Consider the following 14,195-nt stretch of genomic DNA (forward strand, 5'->3'; position numbering starts at 1 on the left):
TCCGAGATACATAGTTTCTTAAAGTTGCGTTAGAAAACTCTAACTAACATTTTCGGATAGGAAATGCCGTCAGATCTCGAGTTTTTTGTCGATGTGGATCGAGAGACGATCAGGCGCATTTCAGTGCGCCAGATCGACGGTGGGCGCTTCCTGATGGTGATCCGCCTCCAGTTCGACAAGGGCTGGGAAAGCGACAGCCAAAGCGTCACCCTCAAGGACAAGCTTGCCCTCGCCCGCCGGTTGATAGATGAAGGCGTGCCCGAGCACGCGGTTTACGACGACCTCAAAATGGAGGCGCCGCCGTCCCGAAGCGTCCTCGTGGTGATCACGATCTCGCTCGCGATCTGGCTGGTGGCAGGCCTTGGGGTATTACGGGCACTGGACTGGGTCTAAGCATCTACAGTCTGGCCATGACGAGATGTAAGGCCGCCCCTCCAGCCGAGGGCGGCGCATCTCTTCGAAAACTTTGCCGGCGCAGGGCCCGGTTCCGTTAAGCGGCCTTGGTTTCTCGCCGCCGCGCCAGATGCGCCACCACGTTCTCGATCATCCGCATGCCGGCATCGCCGCCCAAAGACATGATCGATTCGGGATGGAACTGCACCGCCGCTATCGGCTCCTTGACGTGCTCAATGCCCATGATCGTGCCGTCCTCGCTTTCGGCGGTGATCATGAAGTCGGTATGCAGGGTCTTCGGATCGGCGAAGATCGAGTGGTAGCGCCCGACCGTCACCTCATGCGCGAGCCCGGAGAAGACGACGCCCGGCTCCAGAATGCGGATTCGCGAAGGCTTGCCGTGCATCGGCACCGCCAGGTGCCGCAGGTCGCCGCCATAGGCTTCCGCCAGCGCCTGCAGGCCGAGGCAGACACCGAAGATCGGCAGGCCCTTGGCGCGCGCCGTCTTGATCGTCGTCTTGCAGTCGAAATCCTTAGGATTGCCCGGCCCCGGCGACAGAACCACGAGATCGGGATCGATGCGGTCGAAGATCTCCTCCGCCACCGGGGTGCGGACGGTCGAAACCGTGGCACCCGTCTGGCGGAAATAATTGGCCAGCGTATGGACGAAACTGTCCTCGTGATCGACCAGCAGGATCTTGACGCCTAGTCCCACCTTCGCCACGTCTCGGCCCGGCTTGGCGGTATTGCCGGAGCGGGCATCGCGAATGGCGGCGAGCATGGCAGACGCCTTGAGCTCGGTCTCGGCCTCTTCTTCATGCGGATCGCTGTCGTTCAGGAGCGTCGCACCCGCACGCACTTCGGCGATGCCATCCTTGATGCGGATGGTGCGCAGGGTCAGCCCCGTATTCATGTCGCCATTGAAGCCGACCATGCCGATCGCCCCACCATACCAGGCGCGCGGGCTCTTTTCATTGGCCTCGACGAACCGCATTGCCCAGAGCTTTGGGGCGCCGGTGACGGTCACCGCCCAGGCGTGGCTGAGGAAGGCGTCGAACGCATCCATATCCGGCCGTAGGCGTCCCTCGATATGGTCCACCGTGTGGATGAGGCGCGAATACATCTCGATCTGGCGCCGGCCGATCACCTTGACCGATCCGGGCTCGCAGACGCGGGACTTGTCGTTGCGGTCCACGTCGGAGCACATGGTCAGTTCCGACTCGTCCTTCTTGGAATTCAGCAGCTTCAGGATCTGCTCCGAGTCCGAGATCGCGTCCTCGCCGCGCTTGATCGTGCCTGAGATCGGGCAGGTCTCGATGCGGCGGCCGGAGACCCGCACGAACATTTCCGGCGAGGCGCCGACCAGATATTCCTGGTGGCCGAGATTGATGAAGAAGGAATAGGGCGACGGGTTGATCGCCTTCAGCCGGTTGGAGATCTCCGATGGCTTCGAGTCGCAGCGTTCCATGAACTTCTGGCCGGGCACCACTTCGAACAGGTCGCCGCGCCGGAAACTTTCTTTGGCCTTGGTGACGAGGCTCGCATATTCGCCCGGCTTGTGGTCGCCCTTCGGCGGCACCACCGTCGTACGCTGGAAGGGATCCGGCGCGATCTCGTCCGACTTGCCGTCGGTCGTCATACCGTCCCTGGCAAAATCATAACGATCGATCCAGGCCTTTGCGGCATGGTGATCCACCACCAGGATTTCGTCGGGCAGGTAAAGCACCATGTCGCGCTGGTCTTCCGGCCGCTGCATGGACAGCTTGATCGCGTCGAACTGGAAGGCGAGATCGTAGCCGAAGGCGCCGAACAGGCCGATGGCGGAATCCGCGTCGGAGTGGAAGAGATCGACGATTGCGCGCAGAACGGTAAAAACTGTCGGCATTTTGGAGCGTTCTTCTTCCGTGAAGGCGCGGCTCGGTTCGCGAACATCGAGATCGAGACGGCGGACGGTGCGCTCGCCCAACGCCAGCTCCTCGACGGTCTTCAGGCGATCGGACACGAAGCCGAGCAGCACTTCGCCGCGCTCGTTGAAGGCCTCGATCCAGACCTTGCGGCCGAGCGAGGAAATGCCGAGCGGCGGGTCGGCGATTGCCGTGTCCCAACGGGTGTAGCGGCCCGGATATTCGTAATTCGAGGAAAACACGGCGCCGCGGCGCTCGTCCAGCCTATCGACATAGGAGGAGATCGCCGTGGCATAATCGGCGGCCCGCCGTTGCCGGCTGACCGCGATGCCGCCCCTTGTCTCGTAGGTTTCGGACCCGTCGTCCCGGATAATGGTTACCATGTCTGCCTCTCCGATGCCTGCTTCCCGGAATTTCCGTCTGCCCGGATCCTGAAAACGGCCAATAAAAAAGCCGCCTCGGTTCCCGGGCGGCTTGTGTCGTCTTGTCGATGGACATGACTGGTCAAGGCCGCACGAAGCGTACCCACCACCAGTTGCCAATGTTCATCGAGTTCGTCATGGGCGAAGTTGTTACCGTGAGCCGCAACGACGCGCAAGTGAATTTCTTGGGGGTTCCCGTGCGACCAAATCCACGACATGCGCGTTACCTGACTGAAAATCGGGAACACGGCTGGGAAGGTTAGTGGATGCAGCACGCATGGATGGCAGTTCTGGCGGGTCTTCCCCTGCTTGTGGGGGCAAGCCCGCCGCCGAACCGACCGATACCCCAGGCCTCGCAAAACCAGACGCAGCAAGCGAATGTCGTGGAGGTCAACTTTCTGGATCGCCTATTGCAGGATAATGGCGGGCGTCGTCATTCCCCTGCGACCAACCGCCGTACCCGCACGTCGCAGGCCCGCCCGACCGCTCCGTCGGCGCCTGCTGTGATCCCCGTGCCGACGCCGAAGCCCACCACGGAGGCTGACACAAGTGCACCGCCTGTACCGGCAACGGAGCCTGCCGCTCCCGCCGTCGCAACGCCCGTTCCGGAAACGGCGCCGGTGACGCCGAGCCCAAGCCGACCGGCCGATCAGCCGGCAAGCCAGCCAACCACCGCTCCCGCGCCCGCAGACCAGCCGGAAGCGCCGACCGTGCAGCAGCCCGCGACCGCGTCCGAGCCGGCGCACGAGGCCGACGTTCCGAAGCCCCTGCCCAAGCCCGCCGATGAAAGTCCCGCGCCAGGCAAAGTAGAGGCACCCGTCGCCAACCCAGCGCCTGCAAGCGCGTCACCGGCAGAGCCGACGCCTGCCCAGCCGAGCAATGCCGAGCCACCTAAGCCAGACCAAAAGCCCGAGGAGCCGGCACCCCCACCACCGCCGCCCATTGCCACGGAAGATCCGGAGGAGCTGAAGGCCTGCCTCGCAGACCTCGAAGCCTTGGGCACCAAATTCAAGCCGATCGACCGGATCGACGATGGCGAGGGCTGCGGCATAGACAAGCCGATCAAGGTCGCAGAAGTGCTGCCGGGCATTGATGTCGGCGGAGCCGTCATGCGCTGCAAGACGGCGCAGGCCCTCGGTCATTGGCTGAAGGATACGGTGCAACCCGCCATGAGCGTCGCCATTCCTGCCCGCCGCATTACAGTCATTGTTCCGGGATCTACTTATGCCTGCCGCCTTCGCAACAGCGCGGCAACCGGCAAGATCTCCGAACACGCTCGCGGCAATGGCTTTGATGTCGCCGCGTTCAAGTTCGACAATGGGGAGAAGATGGAGATGACGCCCCGCAGCAACGATCACACGATGGAGGGCGCTTTCCAGCGCACGGTGACGGCAGGTGCCTGCCTTCACTTCACCACCGTGCTGGCACCTGGAAGCGACGCGTCGCACGAGACCCACATGCATCTTGACGTGATCGACCGCAACGGCGGCTACCGGATCTGCGAGTAATCTTACGGCATCAATTTGGCGAGAACGAAGGCTAGCGATGCGGCCTGAGACCAGCCCCCCGCATGACGGCTTCACTTATCGTTGAATCGAATTGTGAAGAGCATCAAATCCTGCCTCAAAGCGGCAGCGCAAGCCTTTGGTGAGACTCATGAATCGAAGACGCAAAAAGCCGATGCAGCCCTGCGGCGGCATCGGCCGTTTGTCGATCAATCGATATCAGGAACGATCGAAGACCGGCGGGAAGCAGTGCTTCACGAATTTGGTGTGATCCGGCTCGGTGATCTTCAGCGTCTGGCAATCCAGCGGCTCGCGGTGGATGTAGGTGGTGCGGATCACGCGTGGCCGTTCCCGATGCACCCGAACCGCCGGCTGTGCATAATAGCCGACAACCGGATCGGCGGCTTGAACAGGAGCTTGCACCGCTGCGGCCCCAGCCAGGGCAGCAAAAGCAATCAACGACATTTTCTTGAATGAAACTGACATATGGACCTTCTCCGCGCAGAATTGGATGGAACGGACGTCACGTCGTTCCCACGCAGCCATAATACGGAAGAAGCGTTTGTGTTCCTTACTTGGATCCCAAAGGATTTTATTAGGAATTTCAAAATAAACCTTCGATCAAACCTTCCTCGTTGAGAAATATCCGCTCGGCGGAAGGCACGCGCGGCAGGCCCGGCATGGTCATGATATCGCCGGTGATCGCGACCACGAAGCCGGCCCCCGCTGAAAGCCGAACTTCGCGAACATGCACCACATGCCCTTCCGGTGCGCCCAGAAGCGTCGGATTGGTGGAAAAGGAATATTGCGTCTTCGCGATGCAGACAGGCAGATCACCGTAGCCCTGTTCCTCCCAGGCCTTCAACTGATCGCGCACCGTCCGATCGGCGGTGACCTCCGCCGCGTGATAGATCTTGGTGGCGACCGTCTCGATCTTCTCGAGCAGTGGCATCGCGTCCGGGTACAGCGGCTGAAAATCAGCCTGCCCGCCTTCGGCGAGTTCGACCACTTTGTATGCCAGATCCTCTATGCCGGCCGAGCCTTCCGCCCAATGGCGGCAGAGGATCGCTTCCGCACCATGCCGCGACACGTATTCCTTGACCGCCGCCACTTCCGCATCCGTGTCGGAGGTAAAGTGGTTGATTGCCACCACCACCGGCACGCCGAACTTGCGGACATTGGCAATGTGACGGCCAAGATTGGCGCAACCGCGGACAAGAGCATCTACATTTTCCGCCGAAAGCTCGTCCTTCTTCACGCCGCCATTCATCTTCAGCGCCCGCACCGTCGCGACGATGACCGCCGCGTCGGGCCTCAACCCAGCCTTGCGGCATTTGATGTCGAAGAACTTCTCGGCCCCCAGATCGGCACCGAAGCCCGCCTCGGTCACCACATAGTCGCCCAGCTTCAGCGCCGCCTTGGTGGCGATCACCGAATTGCAGCCATGGGCGATATTGGCGAAGGGACCGCCATGCACAAGCGCCGGATTGTTTTCGAGCGTCTGGACCAGATTGGGCTGCATGGCGTCCTTCAAGAGCACTGCCATGGCGCGGTCAGCCTTCAGGTCCCGCGCAAAGACAGGCGAGCGGTCGAAGCGGTAGGCGACGACGATGTCGCCGAGCCGTTTTTCGAGGTCAGCCAGATCCTGCGCCAGACACAGGATCGCCATGACCTCCGAGGCGACGGTAATGTCGAACCCGCTCTCGCGTGGAAACCCGTTGGAGACGCCGCCGAGTGAAATGACCGCCTGACGCAGCGCCCTGTCGTTCATGTCCATCACCCGCCGCCAGCTGATGCGGCGCGTATCGATGTCCAGTTCGTTACCCCAGTAGATGTGGTTGTCGATCATCGCTGAGAGCAGATTATGCGCCGAGGTGATCGCGTGGAAATCGCCGGTGAAATGCAGGTTGATGTCCTCCATGGGCACCACCTGCGCATAGCCGCCGCCGGCCGCCCCGCCCTTGACCCCGAAACATGGACCGAGCGAAGGCTCTCGCACGCAGATCACGGCTTGCTTGCCAATGCGGTTCAGCCCGTCGCCGAGCCCGACCGTCGTTGTCGTCTTCCCTTCACCCGCAGGCGTTGGGTTGATTGCCGTCACCAGGATCAGCTTCCCGTCCTTGCGATCGGACAGGGAGTGAATGAAATCGGCGCCGATCTTTGCCTTGTCATGACCATAGGGCGCCAGCGCCTCGGCCGGGATGCCGAGCTTCGCGCCGATCTCCAGGATCGGCTTCTTGGAGGCAGCGCGCGCGATCTCGATATCCGATTTGAAAGCCATCTTGTCCCTCTGCCAATCCTTCGCCACCTGCAGGTGGCCGAGCCATGGATAGCGAACCCCGGCTCACGTGGGAATAGGTCCGAAAGTGAAGACGCTCATTCGTCCGACGGACGAATGAGACGTGAGGCCTCGGATGCGCAATTACCACGCAATTAAAAACATGACCAAGAAGCCCAACTTTAAACTTGACTCAAAATGTGGAGATTTAATAAGTCTGCAGCCGGGGCTTCCGCGGTGGCGGAAATCAACACTGTCAATCGGTTCCACGTGCGCCCGGACATCGCGGCGCGCGAGGTTTCTGCATGTCTTTTTTCAGGGGGTAATTATGGCTACGCGTTCGCCACGACACCGTTATTTAGCTGCCGGCACAGCCTTCATTCTTGGCTGGGGACTGGCGCTTCCGACCCAGGCGCAGGATGCGGCCAAAGCCGAAGATTCCGCCGCCGTGTCGACGGAACTAAAACCAATCGTGCTGCGCGACAAGAAGACGGGTCGGGTGATCGATTCGCCCCTGACGGAGACCACGGAACGCACCGTCCTCCAGCAGCGCATGGTCACCGATTTCCGCGATTTTGCGCGCCGGGTGGATGCGGGCGTCAACTTCAACAGCAATAGCAAGAGCATCAATATCCGCGGCCTGCAGGACGAGCGCGTGCTGACGACCATCGACGGCATTCGCATCCCCTGGCTGATCGACCCGCGCCAGAGTGCCAAGGGTGGCGCCAACTCCTTCGACTTCGAGAGCCTGTCTTCGATGGATATCACGAAGGGCGCAGATTCCAGCCGCGTCGGCTCCGGCGCGCTCGGTGGCGCCGTTCAGCTCTACACGCTCAACCCGGAAGACATCGTGCCTGAGGGCAAGAGCTTCGGCGCGCTCACCAAAACGACCTATGACAGCACCGACAACAGCGTCGGCAGCAATGCGGCCATCGCCGGGCATGTGGACGATACCTGGCTATTGGTCCAGGGTGGCTACAAGCGCGGCCACGAGACCGACAACCAGGGCGATATCGACAGTTACGGCGCCAGCCGCACCGAAGCCAACCCGATGGATTACAACCAGAAAAACCTGCTGGTGAAGTTCCACCAGTATCTGGAGGGCGGTCATCGGCTCGGCCTCACCGGCGAATTCTTCAACCGCGACGACGATACCGACAACAGGCGCGGCAGCACGTCCAGCTATGTGCCGGGCAGCCTGAAGTCAGGCGAGGAGACAGACCGCAAGCGCATCTCCGCCTCCTATGACTTCGTCTCTCCCGACAATACGGATTGGCTCGACCAGGCCAACCTCACCGCCTACTGGCAGCGTCAGAGGCTCAACAACACGACGGACGGCATCCGCATTCCAAGCGCGCTGGGCGGCACCCCAGCCGGCGCGGCAAATTATTACGGCTTCCCATTCGGGCCCTACAAGCGCGACAACATGATCGAGCAATCGACTTACGGCCTGACGGGCAGCGCAGCCAAGGAAACGGAATTCGGCGGCCTGAAGCACAGCTTCCGCTTCGGCGGCGAACTCTCCTGGCAGGATATTCACCAGTATTCCTCAGGCGTAGACAATTGCCCCGACGTGGATTGGACCACCATCCCGCAGCCGTTCGGTCCTCAGTCATGCCGGCTGCTGCATTCCAACTCCTCCGACATGCCCGACGTGAACGGCGTCACTTTCGGCATGTATGCGGAAGACGACATCAAGTTCTTCGAGGATCGTCTGACGGTGACGCCAGGCCTTCGTTTCGACTGGTACAGCTACGACCCGAAATCCACCGCAGCCTTCGAGGGCAGCCCCAATTTCGATCCGGCTTATCTGCAATCGAACGACGATTTCGGCATTTCGCCCAAGCTTCGCATTGGCTGGAAAGCCACGCAGGAACTCGAGCTCTACGCGCAATATGCGCGTGGCTTCCGGGCACCGACGGCGACCGAGCTCTACCAGAACTACGGTGCGCCAGGCTCCTACGCCACGATCGGCAACCCGCAGCTGGAAACGGAAACCAGCAACGGCTTCGAGATCGGCGCCAAATATGACGCGACCGACTATTCGCTGAAGGCAAGCGTCTTCAACAACTACTACCGCAACTTCATCGATACGGTGACGATCGCTCCTCCGGGTGGGGAATATCCGGTCGGCGGCATCACCGGCTACGACAATCTCAACCACGTCCGCATCTATGGCGTGGAACTCGGCGGCGAATGGCGCTTCGATCCGAACTGGCGCACATGGGGCTCATTTGCCTGGACCCATGGCAGGGATACCGACAGCAACGAATATCTGAACTCGGTTGCGCCCTTGAGAGCCATTGTCGGCCTCGGCTACTCCGCCGAAACTTGGGGCTCCGACGTCTCCCTGACCCTTGCTTCCGCCCGCAACAAGGTCAGCGGCACCGGCTTCAAGGCGCCGGGCTACGGCCTTGTCGATGCCACCATCTGGTGGGCGCCGACAAAGATCGGGGAAATGGACGTGTCCGGACTGAAGGTACAGGCAGGCGTCTTCAACATCTTCGACAAGAAGTATTGGGATGCCGTCGGCGTCCCGGATGGAACCACTGTCGCTGCAAGGGACTACTTCAGCGAGCCTGGCCGCAGCTTCAAGGTATCGATCACCAAACAGTTCTGAGGACATTGTAAACATGACAAAAACGCCGCGGGCTTGCCCGCGGCGTTTCAGCATATTCGTATGCTTGATATTCGTATGCTTGGGATCGATCGACCGGCCCCGGTTGAACAAGGGCGAGGACAAGATCCGATTCGGATGCTCGCTCGGCCAAAGCGTCTCTCTCCGACTATTCGACGTCACAATCCGATATTAGATCGGGATAGTTGGTTGCAAGCGGTTCCATACCATAAATTCCACTAGTATTTCAGGACCGTTCCTTTAAACCTTGCCCGCATCTTAATCAGAGAAAATTTTGCCTCAGATATGATCATGCTGGAGCGGCAGTCTATTCTTAGCAGTGAAATTTCCGCTGCAGAGTCGCGGCTTGAGATTACTCAAGCTCTTGCACGTATTACCCATGAATTCGGTTTCCGCCATTTCATGCTGGTCGCAGTGCCTCAAATCGAGGAAGTTCTGCTGGAGCGGGTCCTCCTGGAGAGCAATCTGCCAAAGGACTATATTCGCGAGTATGACCGGCAACGGCTTCTGCGCAAATGTCCCGTCGACTCAACCCTGGCGCATATTGCTCCTCCCCTGTGCTGGACGCTCGATGACAGCATCCAGCCCCATGACATGACTTTCACGCCGGAACTCGTGAACCTTCAGCGCAAATATGAGATGATCACCAGCGTCGCCATGGCGCTCCACTCGGTGGATGGCAGTGGATTTCGTTTGCACCTCGACGGTAGCCGTCCACGGCTGACGCAGGTGGAACTCAACGAGATCGGCATGATCCTGCTTCACGTTTTCGGAGTGTTCGACCGGATCCGCCGGGCCGAGTCGAGAGCCGCCAGCCTGCTGACATTGCGCGAACTCGAGGTACTAAGGTGGACGTCGCAGGGCAAGACCTCTGTCGAGATCGGAAAGATCCTGTCCCTGTCGGACCACACGATCAACGCCTACATGAACAATGCCATCAAGAAGCTCGATTGCGCGAACCGCACCCAGCTGGTCGCCAAGGCCTTGAGACTAAAGCTCATCGCATAATCCGATATGCCCGAGACGATCTAGCGGTCGAGCACCGCGCGCACTTCCACCAGGTTCGAACGCACCCGCAGAATATAGAAGCCCATGACGGCGAGATGGGTCGGCATGATCCAGCCATCTTCGCGGCCGTTCGAAATAATTGCCGGCTGGATGCGCAGCGCCGACTTCAGCTGCGCCAGCGTTTCCATCCACAGCGGCCCGAGGTTCCGCTCGCGAATGACCTGTGAGAAGTCAGCGCCGGCGGCGGCAAGTATTCCGTAATAGCCGTAGAGCTGGCCATAGGCGAACCAGAAGCGGTCGTCTGCGCGCGTGTCGAACCAGCCGCCATTGAAGTTTTCCGACCGCTCCTTGAGGATCGCCGAGGTGCCGCCGAGATCGTTGGCGATGCGGTCGATGAACTGCACCAGGTTATCCGCCCGGCTGTCGAACACTGCGCCGCAGGCGGTCAGCTCAGTATTGAACGTCCGCAGATTGTTGATGGCCGAGCGGTAATAGCTGGGTGTCGGAGTTTTCGGCCCGAAGGGGCTTAAGCCGAAATACCAGGAGTATTCATCGAACTGCAGATTGCTGCGGGCGATCTGGAGATTGTTGTTGATGCCGGACGTGCCCCTCATCCTCGCCAGCGTATCGACCAGTTCGACAGAAGTGCGTCGGACCGCCTGGTTGACCCCGCGCTGGAAGGAGGCCTTGTTGTCCAGAAACGGCGTGCTGTCCCAATCCATCCCGAACAGACCCAGCCTGTAGAGCAGCATGGACGAAATCCAGGCGTTCTGGTTGACGTTCATATCGGTGAGATCGGCAGCCACATCGACGATCGCGGAAGACTGGCACTGCTTGGCCGCGGGCGCCTGGGAGGCTTGGGTCGTCTGAGGTGCGGCGATGGTAGCATTCGCACTGGCGGGCGCGATTGCCGGCAGTTCCTGCCCAGCTGGCACTACCCGTTCCGACCAGCGGTAGCGATCCACGTAATTGGGGTCGAAGTCCTTCCAGACCTGCGTCTGCCATAGGAAATAGCCGTAGAGGCCGGCAAACAGCACAAGCAGAGCCAGCACCGGTCCCTTCACCATCCAGTGCCGGCCTCGATACCAGCCATGCGCCGCCATGAACGGCCAGACCAGCCAGGCGATAAGAAGGCCGACCCCTCTGCCGGCCATCTGGCCCATCCGCTGGAAAAAGGCGGTCATGCGGTCGAGCATTGCAGTCTCCTGTGAAGCGCTGGCATCCGAGCCACACAGATATGTGCTGGCTCGGCATTCCACAACAGCGCCCGCGTCCGCCGATCCCGCGGAACACTCGGTCAGCCGGAATTGCCGGACGAAACTGGCGAGCCCGATGCAGTTTCGGAGCCTGACCGCGCCGGTGCATGCGCTGGAAACTTCAGGAAGAAACCGGCATCGGCCTTCTCCCGCAGCCGGTCCAGATCAAGCCCGATCAGCCGTCCGCTGCGGAACCGTTCATGAGCCTCGCGAAGATGCGGCAGGCGCGCAAGATCGGCCTCCGCCGCCGGACCCTGCGCTCCGAGATCGGCCAGCACCCGGTAGAGGATCAGAATTTCCTCCGTCTCCACCGCGAGTTTATGCAGGAGGACGTTGCAGCTCGCCACGCGGTCGTTCAAAGCCGTCGCCAGGGTTCCGAACAGGCGCAGAGTGTCCTCCACCAAGCCGACCGCCTCCGCGCGTGCTGCGGCGCCCGGCTCCATCTCCAACTGCTGCAGCATATCTGCCCGCTGCTGAGCCAATTGCACCAGATCCGACTCGCAGCCATGCCGCTCCTCCAGAAGATGCTGCCTTTCCGCCGACAGGAGACCGTAGAGCGCATCCGCCTGCCGCATCATAGCGCCTAAGCGATCGAAGCTGTCGAGCCTTAACCAACGGCGCACGGTACGCTTTCGCATGGCCGCTCTGGAGAAACGACCGAGCAGGCGCTCCATGCCGGTTGGCTGGTCGCGCCGGTCGAAAGCAAGCTTATGACGGGCCGCTGCCTCGCCAAGCATGGCGACCTCTGCTGCAAGCGCCCCTTCCGTGTTCCGCCATCGGCCCGCATCATCGCGCTGGCGTTGCTCTTCTGCCGCCAGAACCTCGTCCTCCGGCAGGCGCCGCTGCTGGACCGCCTGCGACAGCACGCTGCGAGACGCTTCGACGGAAGCCCGCATGGCGGTCAAATGCCTCCCGATCTCCGCGAGTTTCTGGTTGAAGCCCGGTTCCGCCACGCACATTCCCTCCGCCGCTGCGGTCAAGATAGCGTGAGCAGCGAATTTCGCCAGCGGCTATGGTTGGTCACCCTCGTATGCGGTGATTGGCACCGCCTCACAGGACATCTGCGCTTCCCAGTGGCGCCGGCAAAGCGAGACATATTTCTCGTTTCCGCCTACTTCCACCTGCGCCCCTTCGCGAACCAACCTGCCCTCCAGGTCGAGACGCACGACCATGGTTGCTTTGCGGCCGCAAAAGCAGATGGTTCGTACTTCGCGCAACTCGTCGGCGATCGCCAGAAGCTCCAGCGAACCCGGAAACAGCTTGCCCTGGAAGTCCGTCCGCAACCCATAGGCCATGACAGGGATGCCCAGCCGATCCGACACCCGCGCCAACTGCCACACCTGCTCCGCCGACAGGAACTGTGCCTCATCCACGAAAACGCAGGCGATCGGCTCCTGCGTACACAAACCGCTGATCGTCTCGAGCAGGTCATCCGCAGCGCTGAAGGGAATGGCGTCGGACGACAATCCGATGCGCGACGACACCCGCCCCTTGCCGGCACGATCGTCCAGACCGGCAGTGAATATCACTGTACGCATGCCGCGCTCCCGGTAATTGTAGGAGGCCTGCAGGAGCATGGTGGACTTGCCGGCATTCATTGTCGCGTAGTGGAAATAGAGCTTGGCCATGAGCGTCTTTTGATGCGCATTGCGATCCAAGGGAAGCATCTGGGCTGCGATAACCACAAAAAACTCGGGGCACCATCATGCCGCGGAACACGATGTCGCAAATACCCCTCTTCAAAGGGTGCAATGCGCACGCTTGCCTGTTGAAGAGAGTTATTGATAATGGCGGGAACATAAAAACGGGAGCACATCATGCGCATCACCTCTCCGCTGAAGACGACCCTCGCCTTTGCCGCCTCTCTTCTCGTCCTTGCGGGGACGGCTGCGGCCGCCGAGCCTGAAAGCTGCGGCAAGGTCCGGTTCTCCGACGTCGGCTGGACTGACATCACGGCCACCACCGCCACAGCCTCCGTGCTCCTGAAGGCGCTCGGCTACGAGACCGACATCAAGGTCCTGTCCGTGCCGGTCACCTACTCTTCGCTCAAGAACAAGGATATCGACGTCTTCCTCGGCAACTGGATGCCGACGCAGGAAGCCGATGTTCGCCCCTTCCTGACCGACAAGAGCGTCGAATCCTTCGGCCCCAACCTGGTCGGCGCCAAGTACACGCTCGCAACCAATGCCAAGGGTGCGGAACTCGGCATCAAGGATTTCAAGGATATCGCCGCCAAGAAGGATGCGCTGGAGGGCAAGATTTACGGCATCGAGCCCGGCAATGACGGCAACCGCCTTATCCTCGGCATGATCGAAAAGAACAGCTTCGGCCTCAAGGGCTTCGAAGTGGTCGAATCCTCCGAACAGGGCATGCTGGCCCAGGTCGCCCGCGCCGAAAAGGCCGGCCAGCCGGTAATCTTCCTCGGTTGGGAGCCTCATCCGATGAACAGCAATTTCAAGCTCACCTACCTGACCGGCGGCGACGATGTCTTCGGCCCCAATTTCGGCGGCGCCGAAGTCTTTACCAATATCCGCGCCGGCTATGCGCAGGAATGCACGAATGTTGGCACCTTCATCAAGAACCTGAAGTTCGCTCTTCCCATGGAAAATCAGATCATGGGCAGCATTCTGAACGATGGCGACGAGCCGGAAGCGGCAGCCACCAAATGGCTGAAAGCGAATGGTTCGGCCGTTGAGCCGTGGCTGGCCAATGTCACGACCAAGGACGGCAAGCCCGGTGCTGCAGCCGTCAAGGCCAAGCTCGGCCTGTAAGATCACGTTTGTCATGGCGA

11 protein-coding genes are annotated in these 14,195 nt (G+C 60.9%); 5 read left to right on the forward strand and 6 right to left on the reverse strand.

Features of this window, described 5'->3' with window-relative positions:
- Nucleotides 1-63: 63 nt before the first annotated feature.
- Nucleotides 64-393 (forward strand): hypothetical protein, encoded by a 330-nt coding sequence (locus tag EPK99_RS08750; protein WP_128442650.1) that lies wholly within the window; start codon nt 64-66, stop codon nt 391-393.
- 97 nt (nt 394-490) lie between these two features.
- Here EPK99_RS08750 and EPK99_RS08755 read toward each other — a convergent pair whose 3' ends face one another.
- On the reverse strand, nt 491-2,680 hold the full coding sequence (locus EPK99_RS08755) for an anthranilate synthase (protein WP_128442651.1): 2,190 nt from the start codon (nt 2,678-2,680) through the stop codon (nt 491-493).
- Between the two features lie 305 nt (nt 2,681-2,985).
- On the opposite strand from EPK99_RS08755, the gene EPK99_RS08760 reads away from it, so the two are divergent.
- Nucleotides 2,986-4,227, forward strand: a complete 1,242-nt coding sequence (locus EPK99_RS08760; protein ID WP_128442652.1) for an extensin family protein — start codon at nt 2,986-2,988, stop codon at nt 4,225-4,227.
- 216 nt (nt 4,228-4,443) lie between these two features.
- On the opposite strand, the gene EPK99_RS08765 is transcribed toward EPK99_RS08760, so the two are convergent.
- Together EPK99_RS08765 and EPK99_RS08770 are read right to left on the reverse strand one after the other, a co-directional pair.
- Nucleotides 4,444-4,710, reverse strand: coding sequence for a hypothetical protein (locus EPK99_RS08765; protein WP_128442653.1), 267 nt, complete (start codon nt 4,708-4,710; stop codon nt 4,444-4,446).
- Between the two features lie 118 nt (nt 4,711-4,828).
- A complete protein-coding gene (locus tag EPK99_RS08770; protein ID WP_128442654.1) occupies nt 4,829-6,505 on the reverse strand; it encodes a formate--tetrahydrofolate ligase in 1,677 nt (558 codons plus the stop codon).
- Nucleotides 6,506-6,830: 325 nt separating this feature from the next.
- Here EPK99_RS08770 and EPK99_RS08775 point away from each other — a divergent pair, with 325 nt between their 5' ends.
- Both EPK99_RS08775 and EPK99_RS08780 read left to right on the forward strand, forming a co-directional pair.
- The gene (locus EPK99_RS08775) at nt 6,831-9,122 is read left to right on the forward strand and encodes a TonB-dependent hemoglobin/transferrin/lactoferrin family receptor (protein ID WP_164901736.1); all 2,292 of its coding nucleotides are present in this window, start codon (nt 6,831-6,833) and stop codon (nt 9,120-9,122) included.
- Between the two features lie 309 nt (nt 9,123-9,431).
- Entirely contained in the window at nt 9,432-10,148 is a 717-nt protein-coding gene (locus tag EPK99_RS08780; protein WP_164901737.1) for a helix-turn-helix transcriptional regulator, read from the forward strand.
- A gap of 20 nt (nt 10,149-10,168) precedes the next feature.
- On the opposite strand, the gene EPK99_RS08785 is transcribed toward EPK99_RS08780, so the two are convergent.
- From EPK99_RS08785 to EPK99_RS08795, 3 genes are all read right to left on the reverse strand, one after another.
- Complete coding sequence (locus EPK99_RS08785; protein ID WP_128442657.1) at nt 10,169-11,344, reverse strand: DUF2333 family protein; 1,176 nt, start codon at nt 11,342-11,344, stop codon at nt 10,169-10,171.
- A 101-nt stretch (nt 11,345-11,445) separates the two neighbouring features.
- A complete protein-coding gene (locus tag EPK99_RS08790) occupies nt 11,446-12,357 on the reverse strand; it encodes a hypothetical protein (protein WP_128442658.1) in 912 nt (303 codons plus the stop codon).
- Between the two features lie 57 nt (nt 12,358-12,414).
- Nucleotides 12,415-13,032, reverse strand: coding sequence for a thymidine kinase (locus EPK99_RS08795; RefSeq protein ID WP_128442659.1), 618 nt, complete (start codon nt 13,030-13,032; stop codon nt 12,415-12,417).
- Nucleotides 13,033-13,221: 189 nt separating this feature from the next.
- Between EPK99_RS08795 and EPK99_RS08800 the strand changes: the two genes are divergently transcribed.
- A complete protein-coding gene (locus tag EPK99_RS08800; RefSeq protein WP_128442660.1) occupies nt 13,222-14,175 on the forward strand; it encodes a choline ABC transporter substrate-binding protein in 954 nt (317 codons plus the stop codon).
- Nucleotides 14,176-14,195: the final 20 nt, after the last annotated feature.

It is taken from the genome of Neorhizobium lilium (assembly GCF_004053875.1).
Taxonomy (GTDB): Bacteria; Pseudomonadota; Alphaproteobacteria; order Rhizobiales; family Rhizobiaceae; genus Neorhizobium; species Neorhizobium lilii.